We start from the raw sequence: 17,522 nt of genomic DNA, 5'->3' as shown, positions 1-17,522 counted from the left end.
ACTCGGCTCGACATCTCCGAAGGCGGCGCCTGTCGCCGCACCGGGCATCGCGCCTGCCTTGCTGCGTCAGGCTCGTCCCGTCATCGCCTCAGCGCCCTTCGCCGGAAGCGGCCAGCCGCGTGACGCGCCACTGCAGTGCGAGCATCGCTGCCGCCAACCCGAGCCCGAGCATATCCGTCAGCCAGTCCGGCTTCACCAGGCAGAACGCCGCCGCGATCAGCAGCGCGCGCTCCCAGGGCACCATCCGGCGCAGGAGATAGCCGTGCAGCCCGGCGGCGAGCAGCGTGATGCCGACACAGGAGGCGACGAAGCGCCAGATGATCGTCGGCCAGTCGCCGATCATCAGCAGCGCGGGCTCGTAGACGAACATGAAGGGCACGATGAAGCCGGCGGCGCCGATCTTCATCGCCGCCCAGCCGCTGGTCCAGAGATCCGCCTTCGCCAACCCCGCCGCGGCATAGACGGCGAGCGCGACCGGCGGCGTGATCGCCGACAGGATGGCGAAGTAGAAGGCGAACATGTGCGCTGCCGGCATCATCACCCCGAGCTTGACCAGCGCCGGCACGAGCAGCGAGGTCATGACGATGTAGGCCGGTGTCGTCGGCATGCCCATGCCGAGCACGATGCCGGCAATGCCGGTCAGCAGCAGCGCCAGCAGCAGATAGTTCTGCGACAGTCCGATCACGGCCTGGGTGAAGACGATGCCCGCGCCGGTCAGGGCCACCACGCCGATGACGATGCCGGCGCAGGCGCAGGCGAGCGCCACCGCGAGCGCGTTGCGGGCACCGTCGATCATCGCGTCGATGATGATCGGGATGCGGACATTGCCGCGCGTCGAAGCCCGTAGCGCCGCGACCGGAAAGCAGAGCAGCGTTCCCGCCAGCGCCGCAAGCGGGGCGCTGTAGCCGGAATACAATACGGTCAGGATGGTCAGCACCGGCAGGAAGAGATGGCCACGCTCGCGCAGGGTCGTGCCGAGCCTCGGCAATTCGCTGCGCGGCACGCCCAGGATGCCGTGGCGCTTGGCTTCGAAATGCACCGCAGCGAAGCAGGCGACGTAATAGAGGACCGCCGGGATCAGCGCCCAGACCACCACCTGGCCGTAGGACACCGACAGGAACTCGGCCATGACGAAGGCGGCGGCCCCCATGATCGGCGGCATGATCTGGCCGCCTGTCGAGGCCACCGCCTCGACGCCGGCGGCGAAATGCGGCTTGAATCCCGTCCGTTTCATCAGCGGGATCGAGATCGGCCCGTCGACCATGACATTGGCGACGGCGCTGCCGGAGATCGTGCCGAACAGGCTCGACGACACCACCGAGACCTTGCCCGGCCCGCCGGCCGTATGCCCGGTCAGCGACAGCGCGAAATCCATGAAGAGCTGGCCCGTGCCGGTCCGCTCCATGAAGGAGCCGAACAGGACGAAGATCATCACATAGGCAGCGGAGACGCCGAGCGGCGCGCCGAAGATGCCTTCCGTCGTCATGAACAATTGGTCGAGCAGCCGCATCGGCTCGACCCGCGCGAACAGGAGTCCATAGGCGAGGAAGGCGATCGCGGTGAGCGGCAGCGCCCAGCCGATCAGTCGCCGCGTCGCCTCGAGCAGCAGAACGATGAGGATGACCGCCATCGCCATGTCGGTCGGCGTCATGTCGTCGACGTAGTAGATACGGTTGACGATGTAGTCGTAGTTCCAGAACAGGTAGATGATCGGCGCCATCGCGAGTGCGAGCAGCGCATAGTCCAGCAACGAAGGGGCCGCATCGCTCCCGGCCCGCCGATAGATCAGGAAGGTCAGCGTCAACGCGAACAGAAGATGCGTGCCACGGAAGATGATCGCTTCCGGCGTGCCCTGCCCGCCCAGGGCCGGCGGCAGGATCACCCACATATGGTAGAGCGCCATCGCGACCGCGATCACGGCGGTGACGAGCCGGACAACCCCGGCATGGCTGAAATCGAACCTGAATTCGGGCTTTGGAACGCTGATATCCACTGGAATGTCCCGGCGCTGGAACCGATCGTCGGCTGGCACGGCGCGCTCGCGCGCCTCGCAGGCGGACCGGAGGCTTCTGGAGCGCGCGCCGGGGATGCCCGGCGCGCCAGGGATCAATCGGATCTCAGGGGAGCCATCGGCCGCTCACTTCGCGGCGACGGCGATGCCCTTTTCCTTGTAGAATCGCGCCGCACCGGGATGGAACGGCACGCCGACATCCTCCGCCATGATCTGCGGCGTGAGGCTGGCCATCGTCTTGCTGGTCGCCGCCAGCGCCGGGACATTCTCCGCGATAGCCTTGGTCATCGCATAGACTTGGTCCGCCGGCAGCTTGCAGGAGGCGACGATGTGGGTGGCATAGCCGATCACCTTCACGTCCTCGGCCTGCTTCGGATAGGTGCCCTTCGGCACGGTCACCAGCGTGTAGCCGGGATTGAGCTTCTTCATGCCGTCGAGGTCGGCCGAGAGGTCGAGCAGCTTGATGTCCCGCGCCGAGGCGAGGTCCATCACCGCGCCCGAGGGAATGGCCGTGCCGAGCGAGAAGGCCTGGGCATGGCCGTCCTTCACCTGTTCGACCGAGTCCGTATAGGAGACGAACGAGACCTTGACGTCGCCGTAGCTCATCCCATGCACCTTCAGCAGCTGGCCGGTGATGAGCTCGCCGGTATTGCCGCGCGGCTGGGTGGTGATCGCCTTGCCCTTCAGGTCCTTGACGGTCTTGATCCCGGAATCCGCCGGCACCAGCATCTGGAAGTATTGCGGGTAGAGCGAGGCGATGTTGCAGATGTTCTCGTGCTTCTTCGGGAACGGCGCGTTGCCGGCCAGCCCGTCGACCGTGGAAATCGAGTTGCCGAAGCCGACCTCGGCCTTGCCGTCCTCGATGGCGCGCACATTGGCGATGCCGGCGCCTGGCAGCGACTGCACGGCAAGCCCCGGAACCGCCTTCTCCCACATGTCCTTGAGCTGTCCGCCCAAGGGCACCCAGATGCCGCCCTGGGGGCCCGTCATCAGGCGGATCTCGGCAGCGGCGACCGGCGCGGAAAATGCCGTCGCGACTGCAAGACACAAGGTTGCACTGCTCAGTCTCGTCATCGGTTTTCCTCCCTTTGAAACGATTGAACCTCGCCGCCTCTTATGGGCGGTCGGGCAACGCCGGCACGGCCGGAGTGACAACCATCGGATCAAAGCTAGCGATTGAGGGCGCGCTGACAAGTCTGGAATGCGCGGCCTGTCGCAGACGCGCGCGCCCCCGGCCTGCAGCTCGGCGAGAGTCCGGCTGCCGATGGACGTCGCAAGACACCGTTTGCTCATGCCGGTTTCGGATGGCGCGCCGATTCACGGCGCCGCCTCTGGCGTCCGGCGGGCCGAGACCACCGACCTGGCTGCGATCGCCCCTTTGGCGGCAAACACCCGCCGGCGCTTCACCCACCCTTTGCGGAGCCGCCCGACCAGCGCGCCACGGCAACGGCGAGGGTTGCCGCGAGCATCAGCCCGGTGACGGTCGCCAATGCCGTTGTCAGCGACAGGGCCGTCAGCGAGATGCCCGCCAGGATGACGCCAACCGCGTTCGCAGTTCGCAGGAGCGCGAAGACCTCCGCCCTGTGGTGCGGGGGCGCGAGGCTGTCCAGAACCAGCGAGTAATGGGTGCTCAGAGGGGCCAGGACACCGCCGATGAGCACGGCGCCGGCCACCGTCGTCGTGACGGATATCTCGCATGCCGCCAGAGCGGCGCCGCCTGCCATGACGGCGAGTTGGATCACGACGGCCCTTCGCGATGAGCTCCTGTTCCGGAAGCTGACCCAGACCCCGCCTGCGACCGACGCCAGGCACAGAGGGACCGTAAAGATGATCGCCAATGCGGGCTGGTAGCCGAAGCTGAGCGCCAGAGCGACCGAACCGATCTCGACCGCCGCGACCGTCGCGCCGCCGGCCGCCGCACAGGCGAGCCAGAGGGCAATCGCAGGGCTCAGGACAGACCCGGAGGCCTGGGGAGCATCTGGGAGATGAGACGCGCCGACATCCGGCACCAGCAATGCGGGGAAGGCTCCAAGGACCGCGACCACGAGGATGGCGAAGACCGGCGAGATCACGCCGAGGCCGGACGCCAGCACCGGAGCCAGGACGAAGGTGACCTCGCCCAGCGTGGCCGAGATCCCGAGCGCACGCGGCAATTGCGAAATGGGCGTCAGAGCGTTCAGCAGCGAACGCAGATAGCCGAACGCAGCGCCATTCACCGAGCCGGCGATCGCCGCGAAGGCGATCAGCCATGCCATCGAGGCCCCATAGGCCGCGAGAAGCGCGACGACGACCAGCGCGACGGTGCGGATGCCGATCAGCAATCGCAGGAAACGCGTGGTCGGCAGGTTCTTTCCGACGCGCGTGATCGGGATCGCGCCCAGCACCTGGGCTAGCGTCATCGCCACCATGATGGCGGCCCCCTGGCTGGGATCACCCGTGAGGCCCAATGCGAGCAGGGAAAACGCCACCGGTCCGGCCGCTTGTGGAACGCTCAGAGTGGCTGAGGAGGCGAACCAGCGCAGCAGGGGCCAGCGCCTGCCACGGGCGCCGGCATCGATCGGCTCGATCACGTCATGAGAGGTCATTGATTTGCCGGCTTGAGCGCGATGACACCGCCAACGATCATGGCCCATCGCAACGGCGCCGGGCCGGCGGCGGTCGGCAGATCAAATATCGTGCACAGCTGGTCGAAGGCAAGGCGCACGGCCCGGGGGCGCCCGATGGCTGGCGCATCCGCGACTGCGCAAGGGCGTGACGGCGCTGCACGGCGAGATGGGGCGGCTTCTGGCGATCCGTTCTGAACGCAGAAAGCCCGTCTCGTGGGAAGATGGGCTATTGTTTGGTTGCGGTGACTGAAACCGCGTCGCGCCAAAAGCGGACGCATTCAAAGACAGAAATTCCTATCGCATCACGTCGGGGCGATGGTCATGCCGCCATCGGCGGTGAGGATCGCCCCGGTGATGAAACTTGCGTCCTCGGATGCCAGGAAGGCCACTGCCGCGGCGATCTCACCGGGTGCACCGAGGCGGCCGATTGCCTGACGGCCCGCCATCGCCGCCATGCGTTCGTCACGGTCGGCGCCGTCACCGACGAGGCGGGCGATCCAGGGCGTATCGACGGTACCGGGGCAGATGCAGTTGATCCGCACCCTGCCCGCGAATTCGATGGCGAGCGCACGCGTCAGTCCGAGAACGGCCGATTTCGAGGCGCAATAGGCGGCTCGCTCGGCAAAGCCGATATGGGCCGCGACCGAGGCGAGATTGACGATGCTGGCCCCAGCCCGCATCAGCGGCAAGGCCGCCTGCGCCATCAGCATCTGGGCCGTGACATTGACGGCGAAGACGCGGTTCCAATGGGCCGTGGTCAGCGCAGCAAGCGCGCCCTCGCCCGGAATGCCGGCATTGTTGACGAGCACGTCACAGCGATTGCGTCCCGCGAAGAAGGCCGCCACGGCGCCTTCATCCGTAATGTCGAAACCGTGCCAGGACAGCTGTTCGGTATCGCTCGCGTCAGCCGGCGGCTCCAGATCGATTGCAGCGACGCGGGCGCCCTCGACGAGGAAGCGCGCCACCACCGCCCGTCCGATGCCGCGCCCGGCGCCGGTGACGACCACTTCACGATCGTGGAAGCGCATGGCGATGTCCTCAGTATTTCGGCTTCTCGGCGAACCAGCCGGGCCGGTCAGGGTCGAGATAGGCCCCGATCACCTTGCTGGAGCGGAAGCGTTCGAGCGCGTCGAGATCGGGCAACACGCCGAGACCGGGCTCCTGCGGAGCGTCGAGACGCCCGTCACGGATCACGAAGGCTTCGGTGATGATGTCGACGCTGTGATAGTAATATTCGGTGTCGATCGCGATGTTCATATTCGGGATCGAGGCCGCGAGATGCAGATAGGCCGCCTGCGACAGGCCGAGCTCGCCGCCGGAATGCAGCGTCACGGGAATACCCGCCGCCTCCGCCACGCCCGCAGCCTTGACGCATTGCCAGATGCCCCCCTCCTCATGCGGATCGAGCAGGATCACGTCGGCAGCGGCGGCGCGCACGACATTGCCGACATCGCCGAGCGTATAGGCGCCTTCGTCGATCGCGATCGGCACCGTCTGGGCCTGCCGCAGCTCGGCATGACCGGCAATGTCGTGCAGGACGAGCGGCTGCTCGACATAGGCGAGATCCAGCCCCTTCAGCTTCTCCAGCTGGCGCCGTGCTGTGCCTGGCGACCAGGCACCATTCACGTCGGCCCGCAGCGGCGCGTCGCCGACGACCCGGCGCACGGCTTCCATCAAGGCGATGTCGCTCTTCTCGTCATGGCCGATCTTGACCTTGAAGGTGGTGTAACCCTCGTCGCGGAAGCGGAGGGCCGTCTCGGCACAGGGTTTGGGATCGGCGACGAACAGATAGGCCGCGAGCTCGATCTCGCGGCGATAGGCGCCGCCGAGCAGGGCATGCAGCGGCAGGCGGGCATTTTTGCCGAGCGCATCCCACATCGCCATCTCGACCGCGGCGAGCGCCATCACCGCGGCCCGCTCATGATGGTAATAGCCGGCGCCGAGTACGTGCCGGTGGAGCCGCTCGACATCGGCGACACTGCGGCCAAGCGCGAGCGGCAGCACGACCTTCTCCAGAACGACCGGGACGAAATCGAGCAGCGCGATCGTCTCGCCATAGCCCTTGATGCCGGAGGCGGTCGTCACCTCGACGACCAGACGGGTCGAGCCGGCACGCTTGCCGGAGCCCCAGACGATCGGACTGTCGAAGGGGATGTAGACCAGCCAGTGCCGGGTCGCGATGATGGTGAGCGGGTCGTCGGGGAGTGCCATGGCGGCCTTCAATCCATGTAGAGCCCGCCGTTCACGTTCACCACCTCGCCGGTGATGTAGCTCGAACGCGACGACGACAGGAAAAGCAGGAGATCGGCAATTTCGTCGGTCTCGGCCATGCGGCCGAGCGGCACAAAATCGGTGACGCGCTTGAGCTGTTCGGGCGTCAGTGCCTTGATCAGTTCGGTCGCGACCGGGCCGGGCGCAACGGCATTGACGCGCACGCCGACCTTGGCCGCCTCGATGGCGAGCGCGCGGGTAAAGCCGATGACGCCGGCCTTGGAGGTCGAATAGGAGGTGTTGTCGCCGAACAGCGTGCCGCGCTTGCCGGCGAAGGAGGCGAGCGAGACGATCGCACCCTTGCTCTGCGCGAGAGCCGGCATCGCCGCCCGCGACAGCAGGTAGACGGCGTCGAGATTGACCGCGAGCACCCGGCGCCAGGATTCCGGGGTGGTCGTGGCGATCGGTGCCGGTTCGCTGATGCCGGCATTGTTGACGAGCACGTCGAGGCGACCGAAGGCGGAAAGTGTCGCGTCCAGCACCCGATCGGCGGCGCCGTCCGCGGTGAGATCGGCCGCGACCGTCCGCGAGCCCGGCACGGTAGCGGCCGCCTCGGTCAGCGTGCCGGCGTCGCGGTCGGCGAGCATGACCAGCGCGCCCTCGGCGGCGAAGCGGCGCGCGCTGGTCAGCCCGATGCCGCGCGCCGCGCCCGTCACCATCACGACCTTCCCATTCAGTTCGAGGTCCATGAACCTGTGCTCCGATGACTACTTGACCGCGCCCTGGGTCAGGCCCGCGATGAACTGGCGCTGCATGATCAGGAAGGCGATGATGATCGGCACGCTCGACAGCACCGACGCCGCCATCAGCATCCCGTATTCGGGCAGCTGGTCGCCCTTCAGCGTCGCGACGCCGACCGGCAAGGTCAGCATCTCGTCGGTGCGCATCATCACCAGCGGCCAGATGTAGCTGTTCCAGGAGGCGATGAAGATCAGCACGCCGACGGTGCCGAGCGCCGGGCGCAGCAGGGGCAGCACGACGCTCCAGTACAGGCGGAACTCGCCGGCGCCGTCGATCCTCCCGGCATCGAGCAGCTCGGTGGGGATCGCGACCGCATATTGCCGCATCAGGAAGATGCCGAAGGCATTGGCGGCGAAGGGCAGGATCAGGACAATATAAGTGTCGAGCAGTCCGAGCCGGGCGAGCCAGCCGAAAAGCGGGATAACGGTGGTGAAGGCCGGGATCGAGACCGAAGCGATCACGATCCAGAACATGACCGTCTTGCCCGGGAAGTCGAACTTGGCGAAGGCATAGCCCCCGAGCGAGCAGAACAGCAGCCCGAGCGCCGTACTGGCGAGCGCCACCACCAGGCTGTTCAGCATCCAGCGCAGATAGAGCGTCTTCGCCAGAAGATCGTCGAAATTCTCCAGCGACCAGCGCCGCGGCCAGACATCGCCGGCGAAGATATCGGCGCGAGACTTGAAGGCGGAGAGCACCGCCCACAGCACCGGCGTCAGCACGAGCGCGAGCAAGGCCAGCACGAGCAGTGTGCCGAGATAGGCGGCAAGGCCCGGTGTGGGCGCGTCGTCCCGAGATGGTTCGCTCATGCGACCTCCCGCCCGGAGAGGAGCTTCTGGACGATCGCGATCGCCACGATCATCAGGGTCAGCACATAGGAGACCGCCGCCGCATAGCCGAGTTCGACGTATTGGAAGCCGGCCTGGTAGAGATAGATCACGATGGTCAACGTGCTGTCGGCGGGCCCCCCCTTGGTCAGCACCCAGGGTTCGTCGAAGAGCTCCAGGGCCCAGATCGTCGACATGATCACGCCGAAGAGGATGACCGGCTTGAGCAGCGGCAAGGTGACGTAGCGCGTCACCTGCCAGGGGCTGCAGCCGTCGAGGCGCGCCGCTTCCTTGACGTCGTTCGGAATGCCCTGGAGCCCAGCGAAATAGATCACGGCGTAGTAGCCGAGCGCCCGCCAGACCCGCAGGATGATGATCGCCCAGATCGCGAAACGCGGGTCGCCGAGCCAGTCGATCTCGCCGAGACCGAGGCCCTTCTGCACGATGTTCAGGAGGCCGACGCCCTTGGCGAAGATCATCTCGAAGATCACCGCCGCGACGACGAGGCTGATCGTCACCGGCAGGAAGAAGCCGACCTTGACCGCGTTCTTGAAGCGCAGCCACGCGCTGTCGAGGCAGAGCGCCAGCGCCAGGGCCGAGACATTCAGGATCGTGACATAGGCGAGCCCGTAGAACAGCGTGTTCTTCAGCGCCACCCAGAAGCGCGGGTCGGCGAACAGCTTGGTGTAGTTGCCGAGCCCGATGAAGCGCGGCGAGGCGAAGCCCCGCCAGTCGGTGAAGGAATAGACCAGCGAGGCGATGATCGGCCCGAGCCAGAAGGCGATGAAGGTCAGGAAGAAGGGCGCGAGGAAGAGATAGGGGACCAGCCCGCGGCGCAGCCGCGGCCCGAACGCTGCCCTTCCCGTTTTCATGGCCGTCGTCGTGCTCATCGGCGGCTCACCGGTCAGCGGCCGAGCTGGCCGGCGAGCTGCTTCTCGACCTCGGCCCAGGCGTCGGCAGGCGACTTCTTGCCGCCGAACATCAGGTCGAGCTCGTTGCCGATGATCACCTCGGCCTTGGCCCAGTCGAAATAGTTGAAGCCGTTGAGCGTGCGGTCCTTGAGGCCGGCCTCGTAGATCGACTGGCCGCCGAGATAGGCCTCGCCCTTGAGCAGTTCGGGCGAGCGCAGCGCCGGCGCGAAGGCCGGAACGAGATGGCCCTCCTGCCAGATCTTCACCTGCGTCAGCTCATTGGCCCCGATGAACATCGCCCATTTCAGCGCCGCCTCCTTGTTGCGGGAGGATTTCGGAATGGCGAGCACGTTGCCGCCCCAGGCCCCGGTCGTCGCCGGCTGATCCTTGCTCCATTTCGGCCAGGGCATGACGCGCCACTTGCCAGCGTGCTCCGGCGCCTCCTTCTGCAGGCGGAAGACCGCCCAGGCGGGCACGGCGTAGCCGGCAATCCTGCTGTCCTTGATCGCCTGGAAGAACTCGGGCGCATTGTTGCGCGACTCGAAGGCGACCTTCTCCTTGCGGGCGAGGTCGAAATAGAACTGCAGCGTCTCGCGCGCGAGCTTGTTGTCGCGGATCACCTTGCCATCCGCCGCAAAGATCTGCGCATTGCGCGACTGCAGGTACTGCACGAAATTGGCGACGCCCGGCACCCCGCTCGGGCTCGAGACGTGGCCGATGAAGATGCCCTTCGCCGCCAGGACTCGGCCGGCAGCGACCACGTCCTCCCAGGTTTCGAGCGGCGCCTTGATGCCGTTCGCTTCGAAGATGTCCGCCCGGTAGAAGTAGAGGGCTGGATTTTGGTCGTACGGAACGGCGAAGGTCTTTCCGCCGGTACCGAGCGAGGCGTAGACGCTGGCCGGGAAGCTGTCCTTGAGCGGTGCCATCGCAGCCGTGGTGTCGAGCAGGCCGCCCGTCGGCAGGTAGCCGTCGAAGCGGCGCTGCAGGATCAGCGCGACATCGGGGCCACCGGCGCCCGCCGCGAGCGCGACCAGGAACTTGTCCTGCAGATCGAAGGGGTTGAGGTTGGCAACCTCGACTGTGATGCCGGGGTTCTGCTTCTCGAACTCGCCCTTCACCGCATTGGCGGCGGCAACATGCTCGGTCCAGGCCCAGTAGGTGATCTTGGTGCGGGCTTGCGCACTCCCGCCTGCCGGCATCGCAGCCGTGGCGGCCATCCCCGCCAGAACGGCGCGTCGATCGAACATCGTCATCTCGCCCTCCCTTAGTTCTACATCGTAGAACTTGTTTTATAATGTAGAACATCGTAGGGTCGGGGCTTGCGGAGGTCAAGAAGCGATGATCGAGACGGCCGGAGAGGCATCGCGGGACGGCGACCCGGCGCGCGGCACAGCGGCGCTGCAGAAGGGCATCGGGCTGCTGGAAGCCTTGTCGGAGGCGGGCGGCAGCGCCAGCTTCAGCGAGCTCGTGCGTGCATCCGCCCTGCCGAAGGCGACCGTGCACCGCATCCTTGCCGCCCTGCTGGAGCGCGGACTGATCCGCTTCGAACGGCGCGACGACCGCTATCGCTTCGGCTGGAAGCTGATCGAGTTCGCGCGCTTCGCCCAGGCCGACCTCGACCTGCCGACCCTGATCGAGCCCGAACTCGTCCGCCTGCAGGTCCAGACCGGCGAGACGGTCTTCGTCGCTCTGCCGCACGGCCCCGACATCGTCTGCTCGAAAGTGCTGGAGACGCGCGCGGTCGGGGGCATCGCCCTTGCGGAAGGGAGCATCCTGCCCGGCTACTGCACCGCCGCCGGCAAGGCGATCCTCGCCTTCGCCGAACGCGCGCTGCGACCTGCCATGTTGGCCCGGCTCAAGCTCGTCCCGCACACTGCGCGCAGCCTGACCGAACTGCCCCTGCTCGACGCCCAGCTCGATATCGCCAAGGCGCGCCGCTATGCCATCGAGGACGAGGAATTCGCCATGGGGCAGCGCTCCGTCGCCGCGCCGATCCTCGATCATGGCGGGCGCGCGATCGGGGCGCTGGCGGTCGTCGCGCCCGCCTTTCGCCTGACGGCCGATCGCCTCCACGAGATCGGCGCCGACCTCCTGAAGGCGGCGGCGCGCATCACCGGCCAGGCGGCCTTCTCACAACCGGAAACGAGACGCTCTGCCATGACGACGACGAGAGCCCGCTGCGTGATCCAAACCCAGGCTTTCCTCGGCGAGGGACCGGTCTGGAACGAGGCGCAGGAGCGGCTCGACTGGGTGGACATCCTCGCGCCTGCCCTGCATCGCTCCGACCCGGCAGAAGGGACGGACCACGTCGTCGAGCTTGGAGAGCTCGTCGGAGCCTTCGCGCCCTGCTCGACCGGCGGCCTGGTGCTCGCCACCCAATCCGGCTTCGCCCTGTTCCATCCCGAGACGCGCCAGACCACGCAGCTGGTAGACCCCGAAGTCGATAAGCCGAACAACCGCTTCAACGACGGCAAATGCGACTCGCGCGGGCGTTTCTGGGCCGGCACCATGGATATGGGCGTCGCTCCGGGGGCCGGCAGCCTCTACCGGCTCGATCGCGACGGCTCGGTGCATTGCCTCGAGCGCGGTATCGGCATTTCCAACGGATTGGGCTGGAGCCCCGATGACCGGCGCATGTATTTCACCGACTCGCTGGCCCGGACGATCTTCGTCTACGATTTCGACGCCGAGAGCGGGACGATCGCGAACCGGCGCGTCTTCGCCCAGACCCTCGACCACATGGGTGTTCCCGACGGGCTGGCCGTCGACAGCGAAGGTCATGTCTGGAGCGCGCAATGGGACGGCTGGCAGCTGATCCGCTTCGACCCGGACGGGCGGATCGACCAGACGATCAGCCTGCCGGTGCCGCGCCCAACGAGTTGCACCTTCGGCGGCCCGAACCGCGAAACACTCTATGTGACATCGGCACGCATCCGTCTCTCGGCCCAGCAACTGGCGGAGGCGCCGCTTTCAGGCGGCGTCTTCGCCATCGACGGCTGCGGCCGTGGCATGGCTGAGAACGTCTTCGTCTTTGATGGGCCGTAAGGACCGAGCGTTTGCGCCACCTCCAGACATTGGCTCGATGCCGGGAATGGGGCATTCGAAATCGCACCCCTTGCTGGTGCCAGCCGGAACCGGCCAGGCCACCGAACCGAGCGTCGCCGCCATCAGCATCTGCGTATAGGGAGCCTGCGGCGCAGTGACGATCGCGGCGGCCGGCCCCTGTTCGACGATGCGGCCGCGATGCATCACGGCAATGCGGTCCGAGACCCAACGCACGATCTCAATGTCGTGGCCGACGAACATCATCGCAAAGCCCCGCTTTGCCTGAAGCGCCTTCAGCATGGCGATGACCTGCATCTGCACCGTCGCGTCGAGCGCCGAGACGATCTCGTCGCAGATCAGGAGCTCCGGGTCGGACAGGAGCGCCCGGGCGATGCAGACGCGCTGGCGCTGCCCCCCGGACAATTGGTGCGGATAGCGGGCGAGATGCTCGCCGCCGAGCCCGACATCGACCAGCGCAGCCTCGATCCGGACCCGGTCGTCGCGGCCTGAGAGGCCGAGCAGTTCCAGCGGCTCGCGCATGGCGGCCTCGATGGTGAGCCTGGGATTGAGCGCACCATAAGGGTTCTGGAAGATGATCTGGCAGCGGCGGCGCAGGGCGCGGTCGAGCCGGGCCCTCTGCGCGATCGACGTTCCGAACAGCGCGATCTCGCCGGCGCCGGAACGAGCCAGGCCGATGGCCAGGCGCGCCAGGGTCGACTTGCCCGAGCCGGATTCGCCGAGGATGCCCAGTGTCTCGCCCGGCGCGATCGTGAGCGAGACCCCGTGCAGCGACCGGAACGGGCGGCCGAAGAGGCGCCTGGCGGGATAGTCGTGGACGAGCCCCTCGATGCGCAGCGCGGGGTCGACCGCGCGCGCCTCCGGCCGGCCCGGCGGCGGTGCGGCGAGCATGCGGCGCGTCGAGACGAGCTTGCGCGTGTACTCCTCGCGCGGATCGCCCAGGACGACCGCGGCAGGGCCGTATTCGACCACCCGGCCGGCCCGCATCACGACGATGCGATGCGCGAGCTGGGCGGCCGCAGCGAGATCATGGGTGATGAACAGCAGCGCATTGCCAAGCTTGCGCTGGAGGCTCTTCAAGAGCCCGAGGATCTCGGCCTGAACCGTGGCGTCGAGCGCGCTCGTCGGCTCGTCGGCGATCAGCAGGCGCGGCTCGGCGGCGAGCGCCATGGCCAGCATGACGCGCTGCTGCTGGCCGCCGGACAATTCATGCGGATAGCGGCGGGCGAGGACTGCGGGATCCGGCAGCTCGACCAGGCCGAGCAGCTCGAGCATGCGTGCGCGCCGCTGCCCGCCATTGCCGGCCCCGAGACGCTGCAGGGCCTCGTCAATCTGTCCGGCGACCACCATGAACGGGTTGAGGCAGCTCATCGGGTCCTGGAAGACCATGCTCATGGCGCGGCCGCGCAGCGGGCGCATAGCCACCTCGTCCTCGGGACTCAGCGGCACGCCGTCGAAGCGCAGGCGCGAGTGCTCGGCGATGCGCGCGCCGCGCGGCAGCAGCCCCATGACCGCGGCAGCCGTCATGGATTTGCCGGAGCCCGATTCCCCGATCAGCGCCATGGTTTCGCCGGGCGCGATCGAGAGAGAGAGATCACGCACCACGCGCCGACCGGCGATGGCGATGTCGAGATCGGCGATTTCGAGGATCGGTCGCATCAGGAGACCCTCGGGTCGATCAGGCGGTGGAGCATGTCGACGATCGTGTTGATGGCGACGAGCGCGACGGCGATCAGCGTTACGGCGGCGAGGATGATCGGATAGTCGCGGCCATGGATGGCGTTGAGCGTCAGACTGCCGAGGCCAGGCAGCGCGAACAGCACCTCCATGGTGAGCGAGCCGGCGACGAGCCCACCCAGAACCAGGCCCGACAGGGCGAGCACGACCGGCATCGCCGCCGGGAGGACGTGGGCGAAGGCGGTGCGCCAGGGCGATAGGCCCTTGGCGCGGGCGGTGCGCACATGCGGCAGCAGCACCGCCTCGCGCAGTTCCTCGCCCAGCGGCTTGACGATCTGGCCGGCATTGTCGAGCCCGACCACCAACACGGGGACCAGCAGCCCGCCGATGACCGGGAGCCACCCCAGCCAGATCGAGAAGACCAGGATCGCCGCGACGCCCGCGCAGAAGGTCGGGACGGCGATCGACCAGGTGTTGACGAGATCGATCGCGGCATCGAGCCAGCGCGAAGGCCGCGCTGTGGCGGCGATCGCGAGCAGGAGGGCGAGCGCCACGCCGAGGCAGAAGCTGAGCGCGGCGAGCTTGGCCGTCACCGGCAGAGCCGCCCCGAGCATCTCGCCGACCGGGCGGTCGAAGCGGATCGAACGCCCGAAATCGCCGGTCAGCGCATGGCCGACCCAGTCCGCGAATTGCAGCGGCAAGGGCCGGTCGAGCCCAAGGCTATGCCGCATCGCGGCCTGCTGCTCGGCGGTGAGGCCGCCTTCGAGGCCGAGCACGTCGACGACGTCCCCCGGCATCACGCGGCAGAGGAAAAAGGTCAGCATCACGATGAGGGCGGCCTGCAGCAGGCCGCGCAGCAGGCTAGCCAGAACGGCGACGATGCGCGTCATGACGCTCCCCTCCTAGGCGGTCGCAAGCGGCGATCGGGCAGGCTCGGCCGGCTCCGCCTCGTCCATCCCGGCGGGATCACCAGCCCCGTCGCGGACGGGATCGAGACGGCGCCGCAGATGATTGCCGATCGCCGAGAGGCTCAGCGTCAGCAGCACCAACGCCACGAGCGGCACAAGGATGGCGTGCGGTGCACGTTCGACGAAGCGGCTCGAATCCGCGATCATCCGCCCCCAGGTCGGCGCGTCCGGCGAGGAGCCGACGCCGAGAAAGCTCAGTACCGATTCCGTGACGATGCAGCGCGGCAGGATGATCGCGGCCTGGGTCACCAGCGCGCCGGCGATGTTGGGCAGGATATGGCGCCGCAGGATGTGCAGCCGACCGCCGCAGAAGCTCGTGGCCGCCTGGACATAGTCCCGCGCCGTCTCGCGCAGATAGGTCGCGCGCGTCACATAGGCGACGAGCGGCGTGAAGGAGACGCCGAGCGCCACGATCAGGGGGCCCGGGCCGCTGCCAAGACCGACGATCAGCAGCAAGGCGAGCAAGGTGCCGGGAAGCGCGCGCACCAGATCGATCGCCGCGAACAGCAGCATTGCCGGCCAGCGCCCGAAGGCGAGGGCGAGCAGGGCGAGCCCGGCGCCGATGGCGAAGGCGATCGCGGTGCCGGCGACGGAGATGCCCAGCGTCGAGCGCGCACCGTAGAGCAGCCGCGCGAAGACATCGCGGCCGAGATGGTCGGTGCCAAGCGGGAAATCCGTGCTCGGTCCCTGATTGATCGCGAGCAGATCCTGATCGAGCGGCGAGTTCGGCGTCAGCCACGGCGCCGCCAGGCCGGCCGCGACCGCGAGCAGCACGATCGCGCAGGCGAGGACGAGGCCGGCCGGCCGGCGCCCGCCGGACCGCTCCCGCCCGAGGCCGGCCTCCTCCGCTGAGACCCGGATCGCCATGGCTGCGGCCCTCCCCTTGCCCGATCAGGCGTCGATCGTGGCGTAGGCGACACCGCCGCTCGCCCAATGGCAGGCCCAGGTGAAGCCGGGGTCATAGCCCTTCACGCCCTTGCCGATGGCGATCAGGCTCGGCGCGTGGCCGAGCACGTAGAAGTAGCCCTTCTCGATGATGCGTTGCGAAGCCTTGAGATAGGTCGCCTTGCGTTCGGTAGCGTCGGGTTCCTTCACCGCCTCGTCGATCAGCTTGTCGAGCTCCGGGTCCTGGATACCGCCCCAGAGGACGGGGTTGGGGCCGTCGCTCATCAGCCGGACATAGCGCAGGAAGATGTCGGAGCGCGGGCCCGAGGCCATGGCGTTCATGTCCCAGTCGTACTGGCCGAGGCGCTTCTGCGCGCCGATATCGTCGAGCGCGACATGGTTCACCTTGAAACCGAGCTTGCGCACCATCTGGACGGCGACCTGCGCATAGGCTTCCTGCCAGGAAACGAACTCGATCGTATGCTCCGCGGGCTTCACGCCCGCCTCGGCGAGCAGTTTCTTCGCCTGCTCGAGGTTCGGCTTGCGGAAGACGTCGGCGTCATGGCCGGCCTGGTCGAAATAGAGATGGCCCGGCGCCACGACCTGGTTGGTGACGATGCCCTTCTCGCCGCCGACGAAGCGCATGAAGGCGGCCTTGTCCACGGCGAGCGCGAGGGCGCGGCGGACGCGCTCGTCGTCGAAGGGCTTGCGCGGCTTGCGGTTGTTGAAGGCGACGAAGTACCAGCTCGTATCCTTCAGGCCCGAGATGGTCGCGGTGCCTGCCTTCTCCAAGCCTTCGGCGGCTTCACGTTCGGCGCTGATGATGTGGACGTCGCCGGCGCGCAAGGCGAGGCTCTTGTCGATGCCGTCGCGCAAGTCGAACTCGACCGCTTCGAGCTTGGGCGCACCGCTCTTCCAATAGTCGGCGAAGGCCGGCGCCAGCAGCTTCACCTTCGGCTGCCAGGTGCCGAAGGTGAACGGGCCGGTGCCGATCGGCGTCCTGATCGTCTCCTCCCAGCCTTCGGATTTCGGCGAGAGGATCCAGAGCTCGGACAGCAGGTTGAGGAAGGGCGAATACGGCTCCTGCAGGGTGACGGCGAGCGTATTGGCGTCCGGCGTCTCCAGCTTGACGACGCGCTTCATCGCCGAGACGAGCCAGCCGCCCTTCACCTTGGTCTTGACGCGTTCGAAATTGGCGGCGACGTCGGCAGCGCCCATCACATCGCCGTTGTGGAACTTCACATTCGACCGAAGCTTGAAGCGATAGGTCAGCCCGTCCGGCGAGACCTCGAAACGCTCGGCCAGGAAGGGCTCGACGGAACCGTCGGCGGCAATGGAGGTCAGTGTCTCGACATAGCATTGCTGCACCGCGATGCTGCCGGTGTGGCGATGCGGGTCGGCGGTATCGAGGCCAAGCGTCGCGTATTTCAGCACACCTTTGCGGACGCTCTGGCCGAAGGCTTCGGCCGGCAGAACAGCGAGCGCGCCGGCGAAGCTGGCGCCGCCGAGGAGAAAGTTGCGGCGATCGAGGTCGCGATCATTGCTGAGACGGGTCATGGCTGCAT

General features: G+C 67.4%; 14 protein-coding genes. 1 reads left to right on the top strand and 13 read right to left on the bottom strand.

The annotated features are described in order from the left end of the window. Positions 1–88: 88 nt before the first annotated feature. From B5Y19_RS03465 to B5Y19_RS03425, 9 genes are all read right to left on the bottom strand, one after another. A complete protein-coding gene (locus B5Y19_RS03465; RefSeq protein WP_244555467.1) occupies positions 89–1,993 on the bottom strand; it encodes a TRAP transporter permease in 1,905 nt (634 codons plus the stop codon). Between the two features lie 144 nt (positions 1,994–2,137). Then, the gene (locus B5Y19_RS03460) at positions 2,138–3,085 is read right to left on the bottom strand and encodes a TAXI family TRAP transporter solute-binding subunit (RefSeq protein WP_079591113.1); all 948 of its coding nucleotides are present in this window, start codon (positions 3,083–3,085) and stop codon (positions 2,138–2,140) included. 329 nt (positions 3,086–3,414) lie between these two features. Further along, entirely contained in the window at positions 3,415–4,596 is a 1,182-nt protein-coding gene (locus tag B5Y19_RS03455; protein ID WP_055730962.1) for an MFS transporter, read from the bottom strand. Positions 4,597–4,919: 323 nt separating this feature from the next. After that, a complete protein-coding gene (locus tag B5Y19_RS03450) occupies positions 4,920–5,645 on the bottom strand; it encodes an SDR family NAD(P)-dependent oxidoreductase (RefSeq protein ID WP_210190114.1) in 726 nt (241 codons plus the stop codon). Between the two features lie 10 nt (positions 5,646–5,655). After that, the gene (locus B5Y19_RS03445; protein WP_055730964.1) at positions 5,656–6,828 is read right to left on the bottom strand and encodes a mandelate racemase/muconate lactonizing enzyme family protein; all 1,173 of its coding nucleotides are present in this window, start codon (positions 6,826–6,828) and stop codon (positions 5,656–5,658) included. An 8-nt stretch (positions 6,829–6,836) separates the two neighbouring features. Next, positions 6,837–7,577: an SDR family NAD(P)-dependent oxidoreductase gene (locus B5Y19_RS03440; protein ID WP_055730965.1), complete on the bottom strand. Its 741-nt coding sequence runs from the start codon at positions 7,575–7,577 to the stop codon at positions 6,837–6,839. Positions 7,578–7,595: 18 nt separating this feature from the next. Further along, a complete protein-coding gene (locus tag B5Y19_RS03435) occupies positions 7,596–8,435 on the bottom strand; it encodes a carbohydrate ABC transporter permease (RefSeq protein ID WP_055730966.1) in 840 nt (279 codons plus the stop codon). After that, positions 8,432–9,325 carry a carbohydrate ABC transporter permease gene (locus B5Y19_RS03430; protein ID WP_176168556.1) on the bottom strand — a complete coding sequence of 298 codons (894 nt, stop codon included), beginning with the start codon at positions 9,323–9,325 and terminating at the stop codon, positions 8,432–8,434. The genes B5Y19_RS03435 and B5Y19_RS03430 overlap by 4 nt, the downstream gene beginning before the upstream one ends. A 32-nt stretch (positions 9,326–9,357) precedes the next feature. After that, on the bottom strand, positions 9,358–10,617 hold the full coding sequence (locus tag B5Y19_RS03425; protein WP_055730968.1) for an ABC transporter substrate-binding protein: 1,260 nt from the start codon (positions 10,615–10,617) through the stop codon (positions 9,358–9,360). Positions 10,618–10,702: 85 nt separating this feature from the next. On the opposite strand from B5Y19_RS03425, the gene B5Y19_RS03420 reads away from it, so the two are divergent. Then, on the top strand, positions 10,703–12,409 hold the full coding sequence (locus B5Y19_RS03420; protein WP_055730969.1) for an SMP-30/gluconolactonase/LRE family protein: 1,707 nt from the start codon (positions 10,703–10,705) through the stop codon (positions 12,407–12,409). Here B5Y19_RS03420 and B5Y19_RS03415 read toward each other — a convergent pair. Genes B5Y19_RS03415 through B5Y19_RS03400 form a run of 4 tightly spaced genes read right to left on the bottom strand, consistent with a single transcriptional unit; the run spans position 12,335 to position 17,514 of the window. Next, positions 12,335–14,086, bottom strand: coding sequence for a dipeptide ABC transporter ATP-binding protein (locus B5Y19_RS03415; RefSeq protein WP_079591109.1), 1,752 nt, complete (start codon positions 14,084–14,086; stop codon positions 12,335–12,337). The two genes, B5Y19_RS03420 and B5Y19_RS03415, sit on opposite strands and share 75 nt — an antisense overlap. Beyond that, positions 14,086–14,994 carry an ABC transporter permease gene (locus B5Y19_RS03410; protein ID WP_055730970.1) on the bottom strand — a complete coding sequence of 303 codons (909 nt, stop codon included), beginning with the start codon at positions 14,992–14,994 and terminating at the stop codon, positions 14,086–14,088. The genes B5Y19_RS03415 and B5Y19_RS03410 overlap by 1 nt, the downstream gene beginning before the upstream one ends. Before the next feature lie 12 nt (positions 14,995–15,006). Further along, a complete protein-coding gene (locus B5Y19_RS03405) occupies positions 15,007–15,939 on the bottom strand; it encodes an ABC transporter permease (RefSeq protein ID WP_079591108.1) in 933 nt (310 codons plus the stop codon). Positions 15,940–15,963: 24 nt separating this feature from the next. Next, entirely contained in the window at positions 15,964–17,514 is a 1,551-nt protein-coding gene (locus tag B5Y19_RS03400; RefSeq protein ID WP_055730971.1) for an ABC transporter substrate-binding protein, read from the bottom strand. Positions 17,515–17,522 lie beyond the last annotated feature (8 nt).

The organism is Allobosea thiooxidans, assembly GCF_900168195.1.
In the GTDB taxonomy this organism is placed as follows: Bacteria; Pseudomonadota; Alphaproteobacteria; order Rhizobiales; family Beijerinckiaceae; genus Allobosea; species Allobosea thiooxidans.
The sequence above is the reverse complement of the archived record's forward strand: the minus strand, read 5'-3'. Positions and strand labels throughout refer to the sequence as shown.